This is a genomic window from Microtetraspora malaysiensis, from assembly GCF_001528665.1.
In the GTDB taxonomy this organism is placed as follows: Bacteria; Actinomycetota; Actinomycetes; order Streptosporangiales; family Streptosporangiaceae; genus Microtetraspora_A; species Microtetraspora_A malaysiensis.
The window spans coordinates 104,833-125,892 of sequence record NZ_BBYJ01000027.1 but is presented as its reverse complement, the minus strand read 5'-3'; the positions used below and the strand labels follow the sequence as shown (position 1 = coordinate 125,892).

General features: G+C 71.4%; 19 protein-coding genes. 9 read left to right on the top strand and 10 right to left on the bottom strand.

Going from position 1 to position 21,060, the window contains the following annotated elements:
• On the top strand, positions 1–320 hold a 320-nt coding region (locus AWQ71_RS31570), incomplete at its 5' end, for an HNH endonuclease signature motif containing protein (protein ID WP_218002044.1).
• A 411-nt stretch (positions 321–731) separates the two neighbouring features.
• Here AWQ71_RS31570 and AWQ71_RS31565 read toward each other — a convergent pair.
• Positions 732–2,378, bottom strand: coding sequence for an amidohydrolase family protein (locus AWQ71_RS31565; RefSeq protein WP_067140053.1), 1,647 nt, complete (start codon positions 2,376–2,378; stop codon positions 732–734).
• A 56-nt stretch (positions 2,379–2,434) separates the two neighbouring features.
• On the opposite strand from AWQ71_RS31565, the gene AWQ71_RS31560 reads away from it, so the two are divergent.
• A complete protein-coding gene (locus tag AWQ71_RS31560) occupies positions 2,435–3,211 on the top strand; it encodes a MerR family transcriptional regulator (protein WP_084259499.1) in 777 nt (258 codons plus the stop codon).
• A gap of 68 nt (positions 3,212–3,279) precedes the next feature.
• On the opposite strand, the gene AWQ71_RS31555 is transcribed toward AWQ71_RS31560, so the two are convergent.
• The 7 genes from AWQ71_RS31555 to dnaK form a co-directional block, all read right to left on the bottom strand.
• Positions 3,280–3,918: a class IV adenylate cyclase gene (locus tag AWQ71_RS31555; protein WP_218002043.1), complete on the bottom strand. Its 639-nt coding sequence runs from the start codon at positions 3,916–3,918 to the stop codon at positions 3,280–3,282.
• 80 nt (positions 3,919–3,998) lie between these two features.
• The gene (gene glnII / locus AWQ71_RS31550) at positions 3,999–5,012 is read right to left on the bottom strand and encodes a glutamine synthetase (protein ID WP_067140050.1); all 1,014 of its coding nucleotides are present in this window, start codon (positions 5,010–5,012) and stop codon (positions 3,999–4,001) included.
• Positions 5,013–5,102: 90 nt separating this feature from the next.
• The gene (clpB, locus tag AWQ71_RS31545; RefSeq protein ID WP_067140047.1) at positions 5,103–7,724 is read right to left on the bottom strand and encodes an ATP-dependent chaperone ClpB; all 2,622 of its coding nucleotides are present in this window, start codon (positions 7,722–7,724) and stop codon (positions 5,103–5,105) included.
• A 2-nt stretch (positions 7,725–7,726) separates the two neighbouring features.
• Positions 7,727–8,047, bottom strand: coding sequence for a chaperone modulator CbpM (locus AWQ71_RS31540; protein WP_067140044.1), 321 nt, complete (start codon positions 8,045–8,047; stop codon positions 7,727–7,729).
• Positions 8,044–8,967, bottom strand: coding sequence for a DnaJ C-terminal domain-containing protein (locus AWQ71_RS31535; protein WP_067140041.1), 924 nt, complete (start codon positions 8,965–8,967; stop codon positions 8,044–8,046). Before AWQ71_RS31535 ends, AWQ71_RS31540 begins: the two co-directional genes overlap by 4 nt.
• 9 nt (positions 8,968–8,976) lie before the next feature.
• Entirely contained in the window at positions 8,977–9,624 is a 648-nt protein-coding gene (locus tag AWQ71_RS31530) for a nucleotide exchange factor GrpE (protein WP_084259498.1), read from the bottom strand.
• A 2-nt stretch (positions 9,625–9,626) separates the two neighbouring features.
• Complete coding sequence (gene dnaK, locus AWQ71_RS31525) at positions 9,627–11,513, bottom strand: molecular chaperone DnaK (protein ID WP_067140035.1); 1,887 nt, start codon at positions 11,511–11,513, stop codon at positions 9,627–9,629.
• A gap of 161 nt (positions 11,514–11,674) precedes the next feature.
• Between dnaK and AWQ71_RS31520 the strand changes: the two genes are divergently transcribed.
• Positions 11,675–13,522 carry an AAA family ATPase gene (locus AWQ71_RS31520; RefSeq protein WP_067140032.1) on the top strand — a complete coding sequence of 616 codons (1,848 nt, stop codon included), beginning with the start codon at positions 11,675–11,677 and terminating at the stop codon, positions 13,520–13,522.
• Between the two features lie 40 nt (positions 13,523–13,562).
• Here AWQ71_RS31520 and AWQ71_RS31515 read toward each other — a convergent pair whose 3' ends face one another.
• Positions 13,563–14,309 carry a DUF72 domain-containing protein gene (locus AWQ71_RS31515; RefSeq protein WP_067140029.1) on the bottom strand — a complete coding sequence of 249 codons (747 nt, stop codon included), beginning with the start codon at positions 14,307–14,309 and terminating at the stop codon, positions 13,563–13,565.
• A gap of 93 nt (positions 14,310–14,402) precedes the next feature.
• On the opposite strand from AWQ71_RS31515, the gene AWQ71_RS31510 reads away from it, so the two are divergent.
• The 5 genes from AWQ71_RS31510 (at position 14,403) to AWQ71_RS31495 (ending at position 19,356) form a co-directional block, all read left to right on the top strand.
• The gene (locus AWQ71_RS31510) at positions 14,403–14,948 is read left to right on the top strand and encodes a type 1 glutamine amidotransferase domain-containing protein (RefSeq protein WP_067140026.1); all 546 of its coding nucleotides are present in this window, start codon (positions 14,403–14,405) and stop codon (positions 14,946–14,948) included.
• A gap of 198 nt (positions 14,949–15,146) precedes the next feature.
• Positions 15,147–16,034 carry a hypothetical protein gene (locus tag AWQ71_RS31505; RefSeq protein ID WP_067140023.1) on the top strand — a complete coding sequence of 296 codons (888 nt, stop codon included), beginning with the start codon at positions 15,147–15,149 and terminating at the stop codon, positions 16,032–16,034.
• Positions 16,035–16,362: 328 nt separating this feature from the next.
• Positions 16,363–17,277, top strand: coding sequence for a sugar kinase (locus AWQ71_RS31500; RefSeq protein ID WP_067140020.1), 915 nt, complete (start codon positions 16,363–16,365; stop codon positions 17,275–17,277).
• 266 nt (positions 17,278–17,543) lie between these two features.
• Positions 17,544–17,798, top strand: a complete 255-nt coding sequence (locus tag AWQ71_RS42115; protein WP_157570687.1) for a hypothetical protein — start codon at positions 17,544–17,546, stop codon at positions 17,796–17,798.
• Positions 17,799–17,808: 10 nt separating this feature from the next.
• Positions 17,809–19,356: an amino acid permease gene (locus tag AWQ71_RS31495; RefSeq protein ID WP_067140017.1), complete on the top strand. Its 1,548-nt coding sequence runs from the start codon at positions 17,809–17,811 to the stop codon at positions 19,354–19,356.
• 185 nt (positions 19,357–19,541) lie between these two features.
• On the opposite strand, the gene AWQ71_RS31490 is transcribed toward AWQ71_RS31495, so the two are convergent.
• Complete coding sequence (locus tag AWQ71_RS31490; RefSeq protein ID WP_067140015.1) at positions 19,542–20,414, bottom strand: sigma-70 family RNA polymerase sigma factor; 873 nt, start codon at positions 20,412–20,414, stop codon at positions 19,542–19,544.
• 142 nt (positions 20,415–20,556) lie between these two features.
• Here AWQ71_RS31490 and AWQ71_RS31485 point away from each other — a divergent pair, with 142 nt between their 5' ends.
• Positions 20,557–21,012 carry a carboxymuconolactone decarboxylase family protein gene (locus tag AWQ71_RS31485; RefSeq protein WP_067140012.1) on the top strand — a complete coding sequence of 152 codons (456 nt, stop codon included), beginning with the start codon at positions 20,557–20,559 and terminating at the stop codon, positions 21,010–21,012.
• Positions 21,013–21,060: the final 48 nt, after the last annotated feature.

The window sequence follows — 21,060 nt, the reverse complement described above, 5'->3', positions numbered from 1 at the left end:
GCATCATGAAGGACTTCGGGCGGGCACGCCGGCTGGCCTCAGCCGACCAGCGAGAAGCAATCTTGGCCACGTACCGGACCTGCTGCCGCGAAGGCTGCGACGTCCCCGCCTACCTGGCCGAGATCGACCACATCGAACCCTGGTACCCGACCGGCCGCACCAACCTGGACAACCTCGCACCACTGTGCGCCGCGGACAACAAATGGAAGTCCCGCCACCCGGATCGGGTAGAAGTGATCGATCAGGGGGACGGGACGGTGTCGATGCGGTTCCACCGCTATTCCAAGCTCCGCCCCCGACGCTGGACCGACAGACAGTGACCAACAATCCCGCGAACAGCCATGGTCAGCGACCCGCGGTCGGTGATCCGCGACCCGCGAACGGCGAGCCGCGATTCCTGATCCATGATCGGCGATCGGCGAGCCGTGACCCGCCACCGTGATCGACGAGCTTGATCGCGGCGGCCACCCGATGATCAGGCCCCACCCACGGGCCGGGCCCGCAGCATGCCCGAACTCCACGCGCCAACGCCCCACACGCCGGGGCATCCGCATGCCGGAACTCCCATCTACCGGGGCTCCACCCGCCAGGCTGCCCGAGGCGGTCCGCGCGGGAACCGTACGGCTCGCCGCGGCGCAGAAGGCCATCGCGGAGGGCTGGCGGACCGCGCTGGCCGGGCTCGGCCTGGAACCGCCATGCCAGCGGTCGGCCCATTCGGACAGTGCGGCCGCTCAGCCGGCGGGCCGGTCGAGCGACAGGTCCAGGTCGTCGAGGCCGAACCACTGGCCGGACGGCGGTTGATCGATCATGGGGTCGGCCCAGCGGAGCCGGACGCGGTCGGGAGCGGCCTCGACGATCCTGGCCTCCCGCCAAGCGGGGTCGTCGCCGACGCGGGCCCACCAGGGCTCGGCCAGGCAGGCCAGCCCGCGGGCACGCACGACGGCGACGGCCTCGTCGCGGTCAGCGGGGTCGCCGAGCGGCGCCCCGAAGATCGTCATGGCCTGCCAGCCTCCGGACGTCGGCACCACCCGGCCCACCGGCTCGCCGTCGTCGCGCCGTACCTCCTGGGGCGCCGGGAAGCCCGGCCACATCTCCCCGATCGCCGTGACGATCTTCTGTGCCGAGTCCCGCTGCCAGCGCACGCCCGCGTGCTCGGCCTCGCTGCCGGCGTACGCGCCGGGGTCGACGCGCCGGCCGAGCACCCACACGTCGCGGATCCGCTGGGTCGCGGCGATGTCGGCCGTCGGGTCGCCTTCGACGAGCACGAGGTCGGCCCGGCGCCCTGCGGCGATCTCGCCGCGGTCGGCCAGGCCGAAGACCGCGGCCGGCGTCGAGGTCGCGGCGGCCAGGGCCTCACCCGGGGTGAACCCGGCGTCGACCAGGTGCTGCAGCTCCCGGTGCAGGCTGGCTCCGAACACGAGCCCGGGGTTGGGGGCGTCCGTACCGGCGAGCACCCGCAGGCCCGACTCCAGGAACGCCACGGTGTTGTATCGCTGCGCGGCGCCGTCCGGCGGCTCGGGCGGCATCCACCGCAGGGCCTGGCGCTCGATCAGGCGCCGCCACCGAGCGCCCAGCCGCCCGGCCAGGTGCGGCTGGGCCAGCAGCGGCATGACGCCGTCCTGGCCCGGGAACCCGTCGACGACGCTCAGCGTCGCGACGACCGCCACACCGCACCGGGCCACGTCCCGGATCTGCGCGTCCGTCATCCGGTCGAACGGCGCGTGGGCCAGCACGTCGACCCCGCACCGGGCCACCGTCACCGCCCCGGCCGCGGAGGACGCGTGCGCCACGACCGGCAGGCCGCTGTCGTGGGCGGCGGTGACCAGCGCCTCGATCGTCGGGACGTCCAGCGCGGGGATGTCGAGCATCGCGCCCGAGCCGTCGTCGTAGATCACCTTGAGGTGTGCCGCTCCTTCGGCCACCCGGTCGGCGACGAAGGCCGCCGCGTCCCGTGGTCCGGTGACGTACGGGAAGGGCGCGTACGCGATGGTCGGGTGCCCGCCGGGAGCGGTCGCGCCGACGCTCGACGTCCGCATGTCGGCGTGGACGGGTCCCGCGCCGCGCACCGACGCGGCGACGGCGGACCGCTCGGGGACGATGGTCTCCGGCTTGCTGAACATGTCGAGGACCGTCGTCACCCCGAACACGGCCGCCAACCGTGTGCAGCCCGGAAGCAGGTGGACGTGCGCGTCGACGAGGCCGGGCAGGAGGGTCGCGCCGGAACCGTCGACGACGGCGTCGCCCGCCCGGGTCACGGACGCGTCGCCGACGGCGGCGATCCGGCCGGCGCTGACGCGGACGTGCGTGACACCGGGGATCAGGTCGCCGTCGCCGAAAACGCGGACGTCTGAGATGGTGAAGGGCGGGTGCGTGCTCATGCCCCCGACGCTAGAAGTTGACGTAACGAGAAGGTCCAGCCGTTTAGGGTGCGAGTGTGGAGCACTCGATCAGCGAGGTCGCCCGCATGTCCGGCCTCACCTCTCGCACGCTGCGGCACTACGACGACATCGGGCTGCTGCGCCCCGTACGGACGGCGAGCAACGGCTACCGCTGGTACGGGCGCCGGGAGCTGCTGCGCCTGCAGCGGATCCTGTTCCTCAGGGAGCTGGGCGTCCCGCTCACCCAGATCGGCCGGATCCTCGACGGCGACCGGGACGGGGTCGCGGCGCTGCGGCGGCACCGCGCGGACCTCGTCTCCCACCGCGACCGGCTTGAGGAGATCATCGCGACCGTCGACCGCACCATCGCCGATCTCACCGGCCAGGCGCACCTCAGCGAGGAGGAGTTCTTCACCGGCCTGTCGGCACGGCGGGACGACCTCCGGCGGGACGTCGAGGCCCGGTACGGGGCCGGCGCCGGGGAGCACTTCGCCAGCGCGGACGCGGTCACCGGCCGGTGGACCCGCGAGGAGCACGAGCAGGCCGCGGCGCAGGGCCGCCGGCTGCTGCGGCGGCTCTCGGACGCGCGTTCCAGCGGCACGGCCCCCGACAGCGCCGCCGTCCTCGACCTCATGACCGAGCACTACCAGGGGGTCCGGCTGCTGTGGCCGGCCGACGCGGCGGCCTACCACGCGCTGGCGGACCTCGTGACCGGCAATCCCGACCAGCGCGCCATGATCGAGGAGATCGACCCGCTTCTTCCTCCCTGGTTCGCCGATGCGATCCGCGCCTACGCCGTCCGGCGGCTCGGTTACGTCCCGGCGCGAGAGTGAGCCACCCCGGCGGCCGTCTCGCGGTGACCCGGCCGCCGGTCTCACAGGTACGGGGACACCCGAGAAGGTCAGTCGGTCAGGGTCCCGGAGGCCTGCTCGTTCTTGGCGGCTTCGGAGAAGAGGAGGGTGGGTTCGGCGAGGATGTCGCGACCGATCTCGCTCTTGTAGATCTCGTCGACGCTGCCGAACCGGGCCTCGGAGTAGTCGAATCCCAGAAGGGATGCCCCGCGGCGGACCGCCGCCTCGTCCGGCCCTTCGATCTCGACGAAGGTCGGCAGATCGGGCCAGGTGTCGATATCGACAGTGATGTCGCCCAGGCGCCACTCCTCGCGGTAGTTCTCCTGGTAGCGGACCTCGCGCAGGCCGAGATGGCGGAGGATCTCGGCCATGGCCGCACGGTCGGTGACCTCGGTCTCGATCTCGGTGGTGCCGTTGATCGTGGTGGCGTCCGTGACCTGCTTGAGGGTGAGAGTCGAGCGGGTCCCCTCGTCGCGCAGGCGGAGCCACTGGCCGCTGCCGAGAGTGTCGCCCTCGAAGATCTTGCGGGTGAGGAGGGTGCGGGGGAAGGCCTGGACGGCGCCCAGGGAGGTCAGCTTGGCCCGGAGGCCTGCGACGTCGACAGACAGGAACGTGGCCTCGTACTCGTGCTGCATGATCTCCTTCTTCGCCGTGGAAGCGGGCGTCATCATGGTCGGGTTCTCCGTCATGAAAGCGCACATTCCACCAACGCGTACGGCTCCCGCCCAATGTGGGGCGGGAGCCGTACGTACGGAGTCCGGGCGGAGGATCAGACCTGGCCGGCCTTCTCCAGCGCGGTGCAGCAGCTGTCCACGATCAGACGGGTCACCACGTAGGGGTCGACGTTGGCGTTCGGGCGGCGGTCCTCGATGTAGCCCTTGCGCTCGAGCTCGACCTGCCACGGGATGCGGACGGACGCGGCCCGGTCGGACACGCCGTAGCTGAACTTGTCCCACGGAGCGGTCTCGTGGTGGCCGGTGAGCCGGTCCTCGATGCCGTGGCCGTAGTGCCGCACGTGCTCCATCGCGTTCTCGGCGAGGGCCTCGCAGGCGGTGATGATCGGCTCGTACGCCTCGCGCATCGCCTTGGTGGAGAAGTTGGTGTGCGCGCCGGCGCCGTTCCAGTCGCCCTTCACCGGCTTGGGGTCGAGCGTGGCGGCGGTGTCGAAGTCCTCGGCGACGCGGTAGAGCAGCCAGCGGGCGATCCACATGTGGTCGGAGACCTCGACGGGACCGAGCGGACCGATCTGGAACTCCCACTGGCCGGGCATGACCTCGGCGTTGATGCCGGAGATCTCCAGGCCGGCCGCGAGGCAGAGGTCGAGGTGCTTCTCGACGACGTCGCGCCCGAAGACCTCGTCGGCGCCGACACCGCAGTAGTAGCCGCCCTGCGGCGCCGGGAAGCCGCCGATCGGGAAGCCGAGCGGGCGGCCGTCCTTGAAGAAGGTGTACTCCTGCTCGATGCCGAACCACGACTCCTGGTCGGCGAACCGCTCGGCCACCTCGGTGAGCAGCGCGCGGGTGTTGCTGGCGTGCGGCGACAGGTCCGGGTTGAGCACCTCGCACAGCACCAGCACGTTGTCGCCGCCGCGGATCGGGTCCGGGCAGGTGAACACGGGCTTGAGCACGCGGTCGGAGGCGTGGCCGCCGGCCTGGTTCGTGCTGGATCCGTCGAAGCCCCAGTTCGGGAGCGGCGCGCCATCCTTGACGATCTTGGTCTTGGACCTGAGCTTCGCTGTGGGCTCCGTGCCGTCGATCCAGATGTACTCAGCCTTGTAGCTCACGTCGATCCCCTCACGAGCGTGCTTTTCATCGACACGCCTGAGGATGGCAACCGCCCGTTTCCGACCTTTTGCCCGAATGTGAACGGGATGTTAATCCTGGCCTGGATTACGAAATCCGACCACCAGTTCGCCTCCGCTGACCCCGACCGTGATCGTCGCGCCGTCTCCGACGTCCCCCGCGATCAGCGCCCGGCCGATCCGCGTCTCCACCTCGCGCGAAATGAACCGCCGCAGCGGGCGCGCGCCGTACACCGGGTCGTAGCCCTCCTTGGCGATCAGCCGGCGGGCCTCCTCGCTCACCTCCAGCGTCATCCGCCGCTCGGCCAGCCTGGCCCTGATCTCGCCGAACATCAGGTCCACGATCCGCTCGATCTCCGCCTCGGTCAGCGGCTTGAACAGCACGATGTCGTCCACCCGGTTGAGGAACTCCGGCCGGAAGTGCCGCCGCAGCGCGGCCATGACCTGGTCCCGCCCCTCGGGCTTGATCTCACCGCTCGGCGTGACCCCTTCCAGCAGGTACTCCGACCCGATGTTCGAGGTCATGATGATGACGGTGTTCCTGAAGTCGACCGTACGGCCCTGGGCGTCGGTCAGCCGGCCGTCGTCGAGCACCTGGAGCAGCGTGTTGAACACATCCGCGTGCGCCTTCTCGATCTCGTCGAAGAGCACCACCGAGTACGGCTTGCGCCGCACGGCCTCGGTGAGCTGGCCGCCCTCCTCGTAGCCGATATAGCCGGGAGGGGCACCGACGAGCCGGCTCACGGTGTGCCGCTCCTGGTATTCGCTCATGTCGACCCGGACCATGTTGTCCTCGGTGTCGAAGAGCGCCGCCGCCAGCGCCTTGGCCAGCTCGGTCTTGCCGACGCCGGTCGGGCCGAGGAAGATGAACGACCCGATCGGGCGGCGCGGGTCCTTGATGCCCGACCTGGCGCGGATCACGGCGTCGGCGACGAGCTGGACCGCCTCGTCCTGGCCGACGACCCGCTCGTGCAGGATGTCGTCCAGACGGAGCAGCTTCTCCCGCTCGCCCTCCTGCAGGCGGCTGACCGGGATGCCCGTCCAGCGCGACACGATCGCCGCGATCTCGTCCTCGGTCACGACCTCACGCAGCAGCCGGCCGCGCCCCTGCTTTGCCTCCAGCTGCTCCTCCTCGGCGGCGAGCCGCCGGGCCAGCTCCGGCATCCGTCCGTGCCGCAGCTCGGCGGCCCGGTTGAGGTCGTAGCTGCGCTCGGCGATCTCGGCGTCGCGGCGTACCGTCTCCATCTCCTCGCGCAGCGCCTGCACCTTGCGCAGCGCGTGCCGCTCGGCCTCCCACTGGGCCCGCATCGCGTCGGCCTCGGCGCGCAGGTCGACCAGCTCCCCGCGCAGGTCCTCAAGGCGGGCGCCGCTCGCGGGGTCCGTCTCCTTGGCGAGCGCCGCCTCCTCGATCTCCAGGCGCATCACCCGGCGGGTCAGCTCGTCCAGTTCGGCCGGCATCGAGTCGATCTCGGTGCGCAACATCGCGCACGCCTCGTCCACCAGGTCGATCGCCTTGTCCGGAAGGAACCGGTCGGAGATGTAGCGGTGGCTGAGGACGACCGCGGCGACCAGCGCGTTGTCCTGGATCTTCACGCCGTGGAACACCTCAAGACGCTCGCGCAGCCCGCGCAGGATAGAGATGGCGTCCTCGACCGACGGCTCGTCCACGATCACCGGCTGGAACCTGCGCTCCAGGGCGGCGTCCTTCTCGATGTGCTTGCGGTACTCCTGCACCGTCGTCGCGCCGATCATGTGCAGCTCGCCGCGGGCGAGCATCGGCTTGAGCATGTTGCCCGCGTCCATGGCGCCCTCGGTCGCGCCCGCGCCCACGACCGTGTGCAGCTCGTCGACGAACAGCAGGATGCGCCCCTCGGCCGCCTTCACCTCGCCGAGCACGGCCTTGAGCCGTTCCTCGAACTCGCCGCGGTACTTCGCCCCGGCGATCAGGGCGCCCATGTCCAGGCTGAAGATCGTCTTGTCGCGCAGCCCCTCCGGCACGTCCCCGCGGACGATCCGCTGGGCCAGGCCCTCGACGATCGCCGTCTTGCCGACCCCCGGGTCACCGACGAGCACCGGGTTGTTCTTCGTCTTCCTGGACAGGATCTGGACCACTCTGCGGATCTCGGAGTCCCGGCCGATCACCGGGTCCAGCTTGTCCGCCGCCGCGTCGGCGACCAGGTCCCTGCCGTACTTCTCCAGGGCCTCGTACGCGACCTCCGGCGTCGCGGAGGTGACCCGCTGGTGGCCCCTGACCTCGGTGAGAACCCGGAGGAACCGGTCCCGGGTGAGGCCCTCCTCGCGCAGCAGGCGGCCGGCCGCCGTCTCCGTGCCCTCGTCGATCAGCGCGAGGAGCAGGTGCTCGACCGACACGTACTCGTCCTTGAGCCGCGTGGCCTCCCGGTCGGCGGCGTCCAGGACCTGGGACAGCCGCCGGGTAACGAAGACCTGCCCGGGCGTCGCGCCCGGACCGCTCACCGAGGGGCGGCGGCGCAGGTTCTCCTCCAGCTCCCCGCGCAGCCGATCCGGGTCGGCGCCGGCCCGGGTGAGCAGGCGGGGCGCCAGCCCGTCGGGCTGGGCGAGCAGCGCCACCAGGAGGTGCTCGCCGTCGACCTCGGTCTGCCCGAGGCGCACCGCCACGGCCTGAGCGTCGTTCAGGGCCTCCTGGGACTTCTGGGTCAGGCGGTTCGGGTCCATCTTCAACCTCCGGTCTGACGCGAGCGGGCGCGCAGGGCGGCCTCCAGCTCGGCGACGCGATCGAGCAGGTCGATCACCAGGCCGACCGAGGCGTAGTTGACGGCGAACCCGGCGCGCAGCCGCTGGATCCGGGCGACCACGACGAGCTGGGACGGCGCGAGGCGCGGCCGGCCCGCCGCGTCGGGGACGGCGTCGAGCAGCCCGAGCGCGACGAGCCGCAGCACGAGGTCGGGGTGCATGTCGGCGGCCCGCGCGAAGGACTCCAGATCCATCCGCGGCAGGCCGGCCGGGACAAGGCGGGCCGGGACAAGGGGGTACGTCATCGGCGGCTCCTCGGGTCGAAGCGGGAGACCGAGGACAGCTCCTCGTACAGCCGCCGCTCCTCGTCGGTGAGCTCCGGCGGCACCATGATCCTGGCCTCCGCGAGCAGGTCTCCTGGCGTGCCGCGCGGGTTGGGCAGCCCCCGCCCGCGCAACCTCAGGCGGCGGCCGCTCGGCGTACCGGCCGGGACGCGCACCTTGGCCTCCCCGCCCGGCGTGTCGATCGCGACCGTCGCTCCGAGCGCCGCCTCCCACGGGGCCAGCGGAAGGGCGACGTGGATGTCCCGCCCCCGCACCTCGTAGCGGGGATGGGGCGCGATCCGCACGATGAGGAAGAGATCGCCCGAGGGCGCGCCGTCGCCGCCCCGGCCGCCCTGGCCGGCCAGCCTGATGCGCTGCCCATCGGTCACCCCGGCCGGGATGGTCACGTCCACCGTGCGGCCGGACGGCAGCGTGAGCGTCCGGCGGGCGCCCCGGTAGGCGTCCTCGACCGTGACCGCCAGCTCGGCCTCCTGGTCGGCGCCCCGGACCGGCCCCCAGCGGCGGCCGCCCCGGCGACCGGTGAAGATGCCGCCGAACAGGTCCTCGACGTCCGCTCCGGCGAAGTCGCCGCCGAAGTCCCACGCGGGCGCGCCGCGCCCGCCGAACCCGGCCCCGGCCGCGCGGGCGCGGGCCCACGTCTCCGGGTCCACGTCCGGCGGCACCTGCCGGAAGTCCGGGCCGAACGCGTCGTACCGCCGGCGGGTCTCCGGGTCGGACAGCACCTGGTACGCCTCGGAGACCTCCTTGAACCGGTCCTCGGCCCCCGGGTCCTTGTTCACGTCCGGGTGGTAGGACCGGGCGAGCTTGCGGTAGGCGCGCTGGATCTCCTCCTGGCTCGCGCCCCGCGGAACGCCCAGCACCTCGTAGAAGTCGGCCGCCATCGGTCTCCCTCAGTCCGCCTTCGTGGAGACGACCACGGACGCCGGGCGCAGCAGGTGGTCCGCGTCGCCGTAGCCGGGCCGTACGACCTCGATGACCGTCCCCGGCGGCGCGTGCGGGTCGGGCACGGCGCCGACCGCCTCGTGCACGGCGGGGTCGAACTTCTGCCCGACCGCCTCCTGGCGCGGGAAGCCGAGCCGGGCCAGTACGGCGACCGCCTGGTCGCGGACCGCGCGCACGCCCTCGATGACCGCCTCGGCGTGGCCGGAACCGCCCGTGCCCGGCGGCGGGGCGAACCCGCCTCCGCCGGCGCCCTCCCGGGGAGCGCCCGCGGCCCCGGGAACCCCATGGGAGCCGCGAGCGCCGTCACCGGCGTGACGCAGCGCGAGTTCGAGGTTGTCGAGCACGGGAAGCCACTCCGCGGCCACCCTGGCCCGCTCCTCCTGGCGCTGCCGCTCCATGTCCCTGGCCATCCGGCGGCGTACGGTGTCGAGCTCGGCGACGGCGCGCAGCCACCGACCCTCCAGGTCGGCCACCATCTCGTCGGTCTCGCTCCGGCCCCGCTCCTCGGGGCGCGCCTCCGCCCTGGCCTCGGCGGCCGGGGGCTCCCCTCGCGTCTCGTCGGGGCCGCCGGCGCGGCCCTGCTCGCGCTCGCTCATGGTCAGTCCGACGTGGTGAACTCGGCGTCGATGACGTCGTCGCCGCCTCCGCCGCCCTCACCGGGCGGAGGGCCCTCGCCCTGGGCGCCCGGCGCGGCGGCGGACGCGCCGAGACCGTGGTAGATCTGCTGCAACTCGGCCGTGAGGGAACGCAGCCGGTCCAGCGGCACCTCCTCCTTGATCGCCTGCCGGGCGTCCACGACCAGCGTCTCGGCCCGCGCCTTCTCGTGGACGGGCACGGCCTGGCCCAGCTCGTTCAGCCGGCGTTCGACGGTGTAGGCGACGGTGTCCAGCTCGTTGCGGGCGTCGACCAGCTCGCGCAGCCGGGCGTCCTCACCGCGGTGCTGCTCGGCGTCGGTGACCATCCGGTCCACCTCGGACTTGTCCAGGTTGGAGCTCTCGCTGATCGTGATGCGCTGCTCCTGGCTCGTGTCCTTGTCCTTGGCGGAGACATTGAGGATGCCGTTCGCGTCGATGTCGAACGTCACCTCGATCTGCGGCGTGCCGCGCGGCGCCGGGCGGATGTTCTCCAGCCGGAAGCGGCCGAGGGCGCGGTTGTCCGCCGCCCGCTCGCGCTCGCCCTGGAGCACGACCACGTCCACCGCGCCCTGGTTGTCGTCGGCCGTGCTGAACGTCTCCGTACGGCGGGCGGGGATCGTCGTATTCCGCTCGATGACCTTGGTCATCACGCCGCCGAGGGTCTCCACGCCCAGGGACAGCGGGGTGACGTCCAGGAGCAGGACGTCCTTGACCTCGCCCTTGATGATCGCCGCCTGGGCGGCCGCGCCGACGGCGACGACCTCGTCCGGGTTGACGGTCATGTTGGGGTCCTTGCCGCCGGTCATCCGGCGTACCAGGTTCTGCACGGCGGGGATGCGGGTCGAGCCGCCGACCAGGATGACCTCGTCGATGTCGTCCGCGGTGAGCTTGGCGTCGGTCATCGCCTGCTCGACCGGCTTCGTGCAGCGCTCCACCAGGTCGGCGGTGATCTGCTCGAACGTCGAGCGCATGAGCGTCGTGTTGAGGTGCTTGGGGCCGTTCGCGTCCGCGGTGATGAACGGCAGGCTCACCGTGGTCTGGGTGACCGACGACAGCTCCACCTTGGCCTTCTCGGCCGCCTCGAACAGCCGCTGCAGCGCCTGCGGGTCCCGCCTGAGGTCGATGCCCTCCTGCCGCTGGAACTCGTCCGCGAGGTGGTCCACGATCCGGCGGTCGAAGTCGTCGCCGCCGAGGTGGGTGTCGCCGGAGGTGGCCCGGACCTCCAGCACGCCCTCGCCGATGTCCAGAATGCTCACGTCGAACGTGCCGCCGCCCAGGTCGAAGACGAGGACGGTCTCGTTCTCCTTCCGGTCCAGCCCGTACGCCAGCGCGGCCGCGGTCGGCTCGTTGATGATGCGCAGGACCTCGACGCCGGCGATCCGGCCCGCGTCCTTGGTGGCCTGCCGCTGGGCGTCGTTGAAGTACGCGGGCACGGTGATCACGGCTTCGGTGATCTTCTCGCCGAGGAACTTCCCCGCGTCCTGGATCAGCTTCCTGAGCACGAGGGCGGAGATCTCCTCGGGGGCGTACTGCTTGGTGCGCACCTGGAAGCGCACCGAGCCGCCCGGCCCCTCCACCACGTCGAAGGAGACCGCGTTCATCTCGCTGGTCACCTCGTCGTAGCGGCGGCCGATGAAGCGCTTGGCCGAGTAGATCGTGCCCTTGGGGTTCAGGATCGCCTGCCTGCGGGCGAGCTGGCCGACGAGCCGCTCCCCCTGCTCGGTGAACGCGACCACCGAGGGGGTCGTCCGTGATCCCTCCGCGTTGGGGATCACCGACGGCTGCCCGCCTTCCATCGCGGCGATCACGGAGTTCGTGGTGCCCAGATCGATGCCGACTGCCTTCGCCATGCGGTGTTCCCCCAACCTGACTGCGCGCGGGCCTTCTTTCGAGCGTCGCCCCGGCGGCTGTCCGGGCACATCGTCAGATCGTGTAGTCGTGCCGGATACGGGTAGCCGTCACATCAACTGACCAGGCGATTCGCTAGATAACACATTTCGGGGGATTTTCGATGCGGGCACGCGAACTGGCCGCCGTCGCCGAGTTGTTGGATCGGGCCGGAACCGGCGAGCGCGCCACCCTGCTGATCGACGGCGAGCCCGGCACCGGCAAGACGACGCTCCTCGCCCGGGCCGCGGAACGGGCCGCCACCCGGGGGTTCGGCCTGGCCGCGGGCGGCGCCGAGGAGCTGGACCGGCTCATCCCGCTGAACCCGCTCCTGTCCGCATTCGACGACCTGCCGGGCGAGAGCGACCCCGCGCCGGAGTCGCTGGAAAGGCGGGTGGAACGCCTGCGGACCCACATGGAGAAGCGGATCGCCGCCGGACCGCTGCTGGTCACCCTCGACGATCTCCAATGGGCGGACCCGGCCACGCTCATGGCGGTGCGCACACTGCACTGCCGGCTGTCGTCCCGGCCGCTCGCCTGGCTGCTCGCCCGTTCCACCGGCGGCCGCGACCACGACGCCGAGCGGCTGTTCGACCTGCTGGAACGGCAGGGAGCGCGCCGGGTGACACTCGGCCCGCTGCCGGAGGACGCCGTCGCCCGGGTGATCGCCGACATGCTGTGCGCCCGCCCCGACCCCGGCCTGCTCGACTTCGCCTCCGGCGCGGGCGGCAACCCGTTCCTGCTCGCCGAGCTGGTGGACGGGCTGCGCGACGAGGGCGCGATCGAGATCGCGGGCGGCCGGGCCCGGCTGGTGTCCCCCGTGCTCCCCCAGCGCGTACGGGTCCTGGTGCGGCGCCGGCTGGACCGGCTGAGCCGCGAGGCCAGGCACCTGGTGGAGGCGGCGGCCGTGCTCGGCCGGTCGTTCTCCCCGGGAGACGTGGCCGAGCTGCTGGGAGCCGGCCCCGCGACGCTGCTCCCCGCGCTTGAGGAGGCGCTGGAGGCCGGGCTGCTGGCGGCGGCCGGAGACATGCTCACCTTCCGTCCCGAGCTGGTCTGGCGGGCCGTCCTCGCCGGCCTGCCCCGCCCGCTGCGGCTGGCCCTGCGCCACCAGGCCGAACGCCTCCCGGAGCCGTCCCGGCCCACTGATCGTCTTCGCCCGGCCACCCACGACGGCGCGGACGCCCGCGGCCGCTCCCCCCGCCCCGCCGTACGGGCCTGTCCCGCCGCCGACGAGGTGATCCGCGCTGTGACGGCGGCGCGCGTGATCGAGGCGGGCGAGGGCGCGGAGCCGGCCATGGAGCATCTGGCCGATGCGGACGTCTACTCCGCGCTGGGACGCCACCCCTGGGTGCTCGCCGTCGAGCCGGGCTGCGCCGCCTGGCTGGTCCGCCTCGCGCTCCGTACGGGCGACCGCGCGCGGGCCGAGCTGGTCGGCGCCGCTCTGAACCGCCTGCCCGCCGACGTGCTCGACGACGAGGCCGCACACGCCCGCGGCCTGCTCGACGACGATCCGCGCGCGCTCGCCCTCGCCGCCGGACGGGCGGCCGACCCCTGGTCCCGCGCGTCGGCGGAGGAGGACCTCGGCGTGCTGCTGTGCCGTACCGGCGACCGGACCGCGGGGATCGAGAGCCTGAACCGCGCGCTCGCCGGGTACGAGGAGGCGGGCGCCACGCGGGACACCGCGCGGCTGCGCCACCGGCTGCGCCAGGAGGGCGTGCGCCACCGCCACTGGAGCTACGCCGACCGGCCGGCCACCGGGTGGGACAGCCTCACCGACACCGAGCACGCCGTATCCATGCTGGTCGCCCAGGGGTGGACGAACCGGCAGGTCGCGGAGCAGATGTTCATCAGCGTCCACACGGTGGCGTTCCACCTGCGGCAGATCTTCCGCAAGCTGGACATCCGCTCCCGCGTGGAGCTCACCCGCCTGGCCGTCGAGCACACCACCGGCCCGCACCCCGCCTCGCGCTGAGCCGCCGGTCGTGTCGGCCCCGCACCGTGGGAACGGGGCGTCAGTCCGGCAGGCCGGTACGGCTCACGCCGCGTCCGGCGTCGCGGGCGAGTTCGGCGAACCGCAGCGCGTTCCGCACCGCGGCGCCGCCCGGGTCGTTGTTGAAGTAGACGTACGCGTCGGGGACGTCGCCGAGCCGCTCCAGCCAGGTGCGCAGCGCGCGGTCACCGTACGAGGGAAACGGCCGGGCCAGGCCCTCGTGCAGCCGGAGATAGGCCCATGGCGCGGTCCGCCAGAGCGGGCTCATCGAACGGCCGCGGCTGTCCGCCCAGCAGAGGGCGGCGCCGAACTCGCACAGCGTCTCGCGTACCCGCTCAGTCCACCAGGAGGTGTGCCGGAACTCGACCGTCACGCGGACGCTCGTGGGGAAGGCGGCCAGGCAGTGGCGGAGCCGCTCGCAGTCCACCGACATCGTGGGCGGGAGCTGCACCAGGACGGGACCGAGCTTGGGCCCGAGCCCCTCCGCCACCCCGATCAGCCGCCCCACCGGCTCCTCCGGGTCCTTCAGCCGCTTGATGTGGGTGAGGAAGCGGCTGGCCTTGACCGCCATGACGAAGTCGCCGGGTGTGCGCTCGCGCCAGGACTCGAACGTCTCGCGCGACGGCAGGCGGTAGAACGCGTTGTTGTTCTCGACCGTGGCGAACACCTCGCCGTACCGTTCGAGCCACAGCCGCTGCGGCACGCCGGTGTAGAGCAGGTCGCGCCAGTCGGCGTACTGCCAGCCCGAGGTGCCGACGAACAGGGGCATGCCGCTCCTCTACCCGCGTTCCCGCATAGATCCCCGATCGGCGGGCAGGTCGGTCGCGTATCGGCGAAATCACCGTTAAACCAGGGAGCCGACATGATCCAGGGAAAGACGATCGCCTTCCTCGTCGCCCCGGAGGGCGTCGAGCAGATCGAGTTGACCGAGCCGTGGAAGGCCGTGCAGCACGCGGGCGGCACCCCTCGGCTGATCTCCACGGACCCGGGCACGATCCAGGCTTTCCATCACCTGGACAAGGCCGAGTCGTTCCCGGTCGACGCGACGCTCGACCAGGTTTCCGCGTCGGACTTCGACGGCCTCATCCTGCCCGGCGGGGTTGCCAACCCTGACACGCTGCGGACCGAACCGAAGGCCGTCGAGTTCGTGCGGGCGTTCTTCGACCAGGGCAAGCCGGTCGCCGCCATCTGCCACGGCCCGTGGACGCTGATCGAGGCCGACGTGGTCCGCGGCCGTACGCTCACCTCCTGGCCGAGCCTGAAGACCGACCTGCGCAACGCGGGGGCCACCTGGGTGGACCAGGAGGTCCAGGTCGACTCCGACGGGAGGAACACGCTGGTCACCAGCCGTAGGCCGGACGACCTGAAGGCGTTCTGCCAGGCCGTGCTCGACGCCTTCGGCGGCTGAGGTCTGAGAACGCGATCGACGCGACGTGCCCGACGCCGACAGCGGTCGAACCAGCGCGCGACGGGCTCGCGGCGTCCGATCAGGAACCCCAGACCAAGGCGTTGATATCGGATTATAATGGTCACTTAAAGTAACCATTCAATTACGGACGTTCAGAAATCGGCATTCCAAGCAGGCTGCCGCTTCTACCTTCTCGCCATGCCCTCCGTCCAACATGAAGCCATCGTGCGCCTGTTCCACGAACGTCCCCAGTTGGCGGCCGAACTCCTGGCCGAAAACCTGGACGTTCCGCTCCCCCGTTACGATCACGCGGCGGTCGAATCAGGAGACCTCACCGCGGCTACCCCCGCCGAGCTGCGAGCCGACTCGGTCGTCGTCCTCACCCGTGAACGCGCCGACACTCACCCCAAGCCGGTCCTCGCCATCGTCGTCGAGGTGCAAAGGAGCCCGGATCCCGACAAGCGCTGGAGCTGGCCGATGTACCTCGTCAGCCTCCGCGCACGGATGAAATGCCCGTCGGTCCTACTGGTCATCTGCCCGGACCTGAAGGCGGCCAACTGGTCCCGGCAGCCCATCCCACTGGGCCACCCCGGCCTGGTCCTCAGCCCGCTCGTCGCCGGCCCGACCGACGTCCCCGTGATCGTCAACCCTCTGGACGCAGCCGACGACCCGGAACTCGCCGTCCTCTCGGTGATCACTCATGCGACGACCCCGGAGGGACCCGACATCCTGAACGCGCTGCTCACCGCAGTGCACAAGCTCGATCCCGAACGAGGCGCCCGATACGCTGACATGGTACGTGCGGCGCTGCCCGACAAGATCTGGGAGCACCTGGAGGATTTCATGCAGACCGAACCCCGTGAATTCCTGAGCGACTGGGCCCGCGACAATGTGGCCAAAGGCGAGGCGAAAGGCGAGGCGAAAGGCCTGGCCAAGTCGATCTTCAGGGTGCTCTCCGCGCGCGGCCTCGACGTGCCCGACGACGTCCGTACGGCCATCAGCGAGTGCTCCGACCTCGAACGGCTCGACGCCTGGGTCCAGGCAGCCGTCACCGTGGAATCGGCCCGCGACCTGCTCAACGTCTAGGACACGCCTTCATCGACGGAGAGGAGGCGGGTCGCCACCCCAAGAACCAGAACCGGGCCCGATAGAGCTGACCTTCTTCGGGTTCCAACGCCGGCCCTGGGCGCACTGCCGAGAGTTCGATAAGAGGCTGCCGATCAGACCCGGCGAAGCGCGGGGCCTTCTGACATCGCCGTCGACGACGGATCTCTCTCTGGGGCCGGCAGGCACCTCGGATCAGGTGTGATTCGCGGCATATGACCGCGTTCTTGATCGGATATCGCTTCCCGCACACAGTCGCCTCTGCCATGCTTTCCGCATCGATCGCGATCGATCGCGGAGAAAGACACAGATGACTGCTTCTTCCGGCAACGCGCTGCCGAACCGCGGGGCCGAGGTGTTCACACTTGGTGAGGTTCTGGGCGTCATGTCGGCCGACCGGCTCCGGCACGACGGCACCGCCCGGCTGGACCTTGAGGGGCCCGAGCTGACCATGGCCGTCGGGCTGGCGAGGCTGGGCCATTCCGTCGGCTGGCTGGGCAGGGTCAGCTCCGACGAGCTGGGCGCCCGGGCGCTGACCACACTGCGCGGGGAGGGCGTGGACGTCTCCGCCGTCCGGGTCGACGAGACCGCCTCCACCGGCCTGGTCGTACGGCAACGCCGGATCGGGCGGTCCATTCACGCCGTCTACTACCGCGCGGGGTCGGCGGGGTCGCGCCTCTCCACCGGCGACGTGCCGGCCGAGCCCGTGCAGTCGGCGCGGATCCTGCACGTCACCGGCATCACCCTCGCGCTGAGCGGGTTCTCCTGGAGCGCGGTCCACCACGCGGTCAAGCTGGCCAGGGACGCGGGAGTCACGATCTCCGTCGACGTCGACCACCGGCCGTACCTCTGGGAGAGCCTGGACGAGGCGCGGCAGGGGCTGACCGAGCTGGCCGCGTCCGCCGACATCCTCTTCGCCAACCAGGACGAGCTGGGCCTCGTCGAATCGGTGATCGGCCGGATCCCCGAGCTCGTCGTCACCCGGGGCTCCAAGGGAGCGAGCGCGACGGTGGACGGGCTGCGCTACGACACCCAGGCCGCCCCGGTCACGGCCGTGGACGCGACCGAGGTCGGCGGCGCCTTCGTGGCGGGATATCTCAGCGCGCTGCTCGACGGACTGCACCCGGCCGACCGGCTCAAGCGGGGCATCTCCGTGACCGCCTTCGCCGTGGCGAGCCCCAGTTCGTGGCAGGGCCTGCCCACCCGCGGCGAGCTGCCGCCGTGACACCGGCCTGATCCAACGGCTCTTTTCCGACAACCTCCACCGGAGGCCGCCCTGACCCCGGGGCCGGTCCGAATTCCTTTCCCGGTTTACGTGGAGAGACCCCGTGCCAGCGGTCGATCCCGATGCCCGACGCCGCCCTCGACCGATGGCCGCATGCCCCACCCGGCGACCACGCCTCAGATGTCACACAAGACTGCTTGATTTCCGTAACGTCCGGCCCGCACAATCGGATCAATGGTCTGAACGTAGACCAAAGGAGCGGGCCCATGCCAGACCTCGTCCGGGACGCGCTGGGGCTCGTCACCGGTCAGGTCGGCCGTCCGGTCACGTACCCGACGGTCGAGGGCGGTCTTCACCACCCCGTCGCACGGGACACCGTCCCGATCGCCCGGCCACCGCGTCCACGACCCGCCGCCGCCCGACTTCGATCTCGCCGCCGAGACCGCCCCCGCATCCCCACAAAGACGTACATGCGGGACGTACGGGACCTCGGCGACGGCCGGACACCCCCCACCGGTTAGAGGAGGCCACATGGCGCAAGCCCTCGACGACGACGCCCGACGACTCGCCGAACTCGGTTACAAGCAGGAACTCGCGCGCACCTGGAGCGGGTTCTCCAACTTCGCCATCTCTTTCTCCATCATCTCGATCCTGGCCGGCTGCTTCACGACGTTCAGCCAGGCGTGGAACAACGGCGGACCGCTCGCGATCTCGGTCGGCTGGCCGCTGATCTCGGCGTTCATCCTGATCATCGGGTTCTGCCTGGCCGAACTGGTCTCGGCCTATCCCACGGCGGGCGGCATCTACTGGTGGGCGACCAAGCTGGGGCGGCCGATCCACGGCTGGTTCACCGGCTGGCTCAACCTGATCGGCCTGATCGCGGTGACCGCCAGCGTCGACTACGGCTGCGCCACGTTCCTCAACATCACCATCGGCCGGTTCAGCGACAGCTGGGCACGAGGTGACGCGCTGCGGCAGACGTTCCTGCTGTTCGCGATCGTGCTGGTGCTGCACGCGCTGATCAACATCTTCAGCCACCGGCTGATCTCGATCCTGCAGAACGTCTCGGTGTGGTGGCACGTGTTCGGCGCGGCGGCGGTCGTGCTCATCCTGATCTTCGGGCCGTCGGAGCACCAGAGCGTCGGCTTCCTGTTCGAGCGCTTCAACAACTCCGGGTTCGGCTCGGGCGACTCCGGCCCCACGTTCTGGCTTTACGTCCTGCCGCTCGGATTCCTGCTCACCCAGTACACGATCACCGGCTTCGACGCCTGCGCGCACGTCTCCGAGGAGACCCACGGCGCGGCCAGGACGGCGGCGCAGGGCCTGTGGAAATCCATCTTCTACTCGGCGATCGGCGGCTGGATCCTGCTGCTGTCGTTCCTGTTCGCGGCGACCGACGTGGCCGCCGTCAACAACGAAGGCGGGTTCGTCGGCGCCATCTTCACCTCGTCGCTCTCGTCCACACTGGCCACGGTGATCTTCGGGATCTCCACGATCGGGCAGTTCTTCTGCGGCATGAGCTGCGTGACCTCCATGTCCCGCATGGCGTACGCGTTCTCCCGTGACGGCGCGGTCCCCGGCTGGCGGCTCTGGGCGCGGGTGGATCGCAACCGGACGCCGGTCAACGCGATCATCGGCGGCTGCGCGGTCGCGCTGCTGATCACGCTGCCCGCGCTGTACGCCCCGGAGGGGACGGCCACGCCGGTCGCGTTCCTGGCCGTGGTCTCCATCGCGGTGATCGGCCTCTACCTGGCCTTCCTCATCCCCATCTGGCTCCGGCTGCGCGCCGGTGACGCCTTCCAGCCCGGCCCGTGGACGCTGGGACGCAAGTACAAGGTCCTCGGCTGGATCTCCGTCATCGAGATCGCGGTGATCTCGGTGTACTTCGTGCTGCCGATCGCGCCCGAGGGCGTGCCGGGCAACGAGGACTTCGCCTGGACGTCCGTGAACTACGCCCCGATCGCGGTGGGCGCCGTGCTGCTGGGCATCGGCCTGTGGTGGACCCTCTCGGCGCGCAAGTGGTTCACCGGCCCCCGCCGCACCGTCGACGAGTTGGACGAGCCCAAGCCGGTCGCCTGACCGTCCACAGGCTCCCCCCGTACGGTCCACAGCCCTCCGGCGTGGGCCGTACGGGCTGTGGACAATGCGCTGCCGCCCTGTGGATATGCCTGTGGACATGTGCCCGAACCCTGTGGACAACGTAGCGACGCCGGGCGTTCAGGCTCCCGGCCATCGGCCACCGGAACGCCCGCGCCTCCGCACGGTCACGCGACCCACGACGGGACGATCTGGGCCAGCCGGGCCGGGGCGGTCAGCACGCTGATCGCGGTGACGGCGCCGTCCTCGACCGTGAAGGCCAGGACCACGACCGGTCGTCCGCCAACGGTGATGAGAGCGCCCGGAACGCCGTCCACGAGCGCGGGATGCGCCACCCCGTCCCGACGTGCGAACGTCGTCGCCTGGGTCGCGACCTCGCCCGCGCCGCGGATGACGGCGGTGCCCCACGGCCCCTGTGCCCGCAGCTCGACCTCGGGGGCGAGCGTGGCCAGCAGTCCGGCGATGTCGCCCCTGCCGACCGCCGCCAGGAACGCGTCGACGACGTCCCGGGCCGCGGCGTTGGCGTCGGCCGTGGGCGCGCCCAGCCGCAGCCGCCCCCTGGCCCGGCTGGCGAGCATCTTGGTGGCCGCGGTGCTCCGGCCGAGGATGGCCGCGATCGCGTCGAACGGGACCTCGAAGACGTCGTGGAGCACGAACGACACCCGTTCCGCCGGGGTGAGAGCGTCCATGACGACGTACAACGCGAGGCCGACGGAGTCGGCGAGCACGGCCTCCGCCTCGGGATCGGTCCGGGCGTCCCCGGCCGCCTCCCGTGCGAGTGCGCCGACGTCGAGCTCGAGCGGCTGCTCGCCCCGCACTCCGCGTCTGCGGAGCGCGTCCAGGCAGACCCGGCTGGTCACCGTGGTGAGCCAGCCGCGCAGGTCCTCGATGTCACCGCGACCGGTCCGCGCAAGCCGCAGCCACGCCTCCTGCACGGCGTCGTCCGCGTCGGCGTGCGAGCCGAGTATGCGGAACGCGATCGCGTGGAGATAGGAGCGCTGGGCCTCGAACTCCGCGGCGAGCTCTTCCTCTTCGGTCACGGTTCTCCTCGGTGTACGGCGGTGTCACTACCACGACGCGTCGCGCGCCGGTGAGGTAACCACCGGCCCGGCGTTACCTCCCGCCGCGGCCGGACGTCGTAGTGCCGTCCGCCGATCCGACGACCCGGCCCCTGGAGGAAAGATGACAGCACGCATCCAGAACGCGGCGAGCCAGCCCGACATCACGGCAGGCGTCCAGCACATTTTCAAGGAGGTGTACGCCGGCGGCGTACCGCGTCACACGCTTGAGCTGGTGCATCTGCGCGCGAGCCAGATCAACGGCTGCAGCGCCTGCGTCCACGCCGGCGCCACGAGCGCGGCCAAGGCCGGTGTCAGCTCCGAGAAGCTGCACACCCTCGCCGCCTGGTACGAGAGCCCGTTCTTCGACGACGCCGAGCGGGGCGCGCTGGCACTGACCGAGGCCGCGACCCGGCTCTCCGACCGGCCCGGCGCGGTCACCGACGAGATCTGGGCCGAGGCCGCGAAGCACTACGACGAGCGGCAGCTCGGGGCCCTGGTGCTGATGGTGGCGATCACGAACTTCTTCAACCGCATCAACACCACCCTCCGGGTGCCCGCCGGGACCAGTTGGGACTGACGCCGGACCTGCGATCTTTCACGTCGGCGGCACCGGCGATCACCCGCA

Excerpts from the sequence above, each read along its gene's own strand:
- AWQ71_RS31485 (WP_067140012.1), top strand. The coding sequence starts at position 20,557 with ATGACAGCACGCATCCAGAACGCGGCGAGCCAGCCCGACATCACGGCA.
- AWQ71_RS31515 (WP_067140029.1), bottom strand. The coding sequence starts at position 14,309 with ATGCCCCTGTTCGTCGGCACCTCGGGCTGGCAGTACGCCGACTGGCGC.
- AWQ71_RS31535 (WP_067140041.1), bottom strand. The coding sequence starts at position 8,967 with ATGGCGGCCGACTTCTACGAGGTGCTGGGCGTTCCGCGGGGCGCGAGC.
- clpB (WP_067140047.1), bottom strand. The coding sequence starts at position 7,724 with ATGGACCCGAACCGCCTGACCCAGAAGTCCCAGGAGGCCCTGAACGAC.
- AWQ71_RS31555 (WP_218002043.1), bottom strand. The coding sequence starts at position 3,918 with ATGACGGAGAACCCGACCATGATGACGCCCGCTTCCACGGCGAAGAAG.
- AWQ71_RS31495 (WP_067140017.1), top strand. The coding sequence starts at position 17,809 with ATGGCGCAAGCCCTCGACGACGACGCCCGACGACTCGCCGAACTCGGT.
- AWQ71_RS42115 (WP_157570687.1), top strand. The coding sequence starts at position 17,544 with ATGCCAGACCTCGTCCGGGACGCGCTGGGGCTCGTCACCGGTCAGGTC.
- AWQ71_RS31530 (WP_084259498.1), bottom strand. The coding sequence starts at position 9,624 with ATGAGCGAGCGCGAGCAGGGCCGCGCCGGCGGCCCCGACGAGACGCGA.
- AWQ71_RS31500 (WP_067140020.1), top strand. The coding sequence starts at position 16,363 with ATGACTGCTTCTTCCGGCAACGCGCTGCCGAACCGCGGGGCCGAGGTG.
- AWQ71_RS31510 (WP_067140026.1), top strand. The coding sequence starts at position 14,403 with ATGATCCAGGGAAAGACGATCGCCTTCCTCGTCGCCCCGGAGGGCGTC.
- AWQ71_RS31540 (WP_067140044.1), bottom strand. The coding sequence starts at position 8,047 with ATGACGTACCCCCTTGTCCCGGCCCGCCTTGTCCCGGCCGGCCTGCCG.
- dnaK (WP_067140035.1), bottom strand. The coding sequence starts at position 11,513 with ATGGCGAAGGCAGTCGGCATCGATCTGGGCACCACGAACTCCGTGATC.
- AWQ71_RS31520 (WP_067140032.1), top strand. The coding sequence starts at position 11,675 with ATGCGGGCACGCGAACTGGCCGCCGTCGCCGAGTTGTTGGATCGGGCC.
- AWQ71_RS31565 (WP_067140053.1), bottom strand. The coding sequence starts at position 2,378 with ATGAGCACGCACCCGCCCTTCACCATCTCAGACGTCCGCGTTTTCGGC.
- AWQ71_RS31505 (WP_067140023.1), top strand. The coding sequence starts at position 15,147 with ATGCCCTCCGTCCAACATGAAGCCATCGTGCGCCTGTTCCACGAACGT.